The following is a 939-nucleotide window of genomic DNA, read 5'->3' on the forward strand; positions in this document are numbered from 1 at the left end:
GGATCATGCGGCGATCGACGCCGGCCCGGTGACATCCCCGTGAGTCGCTTTCTGTTCGTCGTGCCGCCGTTGACCGGGCATGTCAACCCGGCCGCCGGAATCGCCGGTGAACTTACCGAACGCGGTCATGACACCGCCATCGCCGGCCACGCCGGTGTGATCGGGCCGCTCCTGCCACCCGGACTCGCCCTGCTTCCGCTGACGGGCGAACTGTCCAGCGCCGATCAGGCTGCCATCAGCGAGAGGTCGAGGACGCTGCGTGGCCCGGCATCGCTGAAGTTCCTGTGGGAGGACTTCCTCATCCCACTGGCCGCGTCGATGGTCGCGGATGTGGAGGCTCTGGTCGACGAGTTCGCGCCGGATGTGCTCGTGGTGGACCAGCAGGCGATCGGTGCGGCGTTGGTCGCCCGCCGTCGCGGCCTGGCGTGGGCCACCCTGGCGACCACGTCCGCGGAACTGGACAACCCGTATGAGGTGCTCACCGGGGTCGGGCAATGGGTCGTCGATACTTTACGTGACTTCCAGCGTGCCCAGGGGGTGTCAGAACACGACGCGCGCGTCGGCGATCTGCGCTTTTCCGACCAGCTGACCCTGATCTGTTCAGTGCCGCAGATGCTGCGGACGGCCGACTTCCCCGGGCACTACGTCTTTGTCGGGACGCCGGCCGGCTGGCGTCGACCGGCGCCGGCCTTCCCCTGGGAATGGCTCGACCCGCAGCGGGAGCATGTGCTGGTCTCGTTGGGGACTGTGACCCGAGATGCCGGCGGGCGATTTCTGCGGATCGCGGTGGAGGCCCTTGATCCGCTCGCGCATCGGCTGCAGGCGATAGTCGTGGCGCCGCCCGGCTTCGTGAATGCACCCACAAGCGGTGCGGCCGAATTCGGCGCGCTCGGATCGGGCATCGCGCGTGGCGATATCAACGGCGGCGATATCAACGGC

The 939-nt window shown here is 68.2% G+C and carries 1 protein-coding gene; it reads left to right on the plus strand.

What is annotated here, in order from left to right:
• Positions 1-39: 39 nt before the first annotated feature.
• Positions 40-939 (plus strand): glycosyltransferase (locus U9980_RS17480; RefSeq protein ID WP_322768899.1); only part of this gene is annotated, 900 nt, incomplete at its 3' end.

Origin of the sequence: Protofrankia sp. Cr1 (assembly GCF_963555865.1) — a bacterium.
Taxonomy (GTDB): domain Bacteria; phylum Actinomycetota; class Actinomycetes; order Frankiales; family Frankiaceae; genus Protofrankia.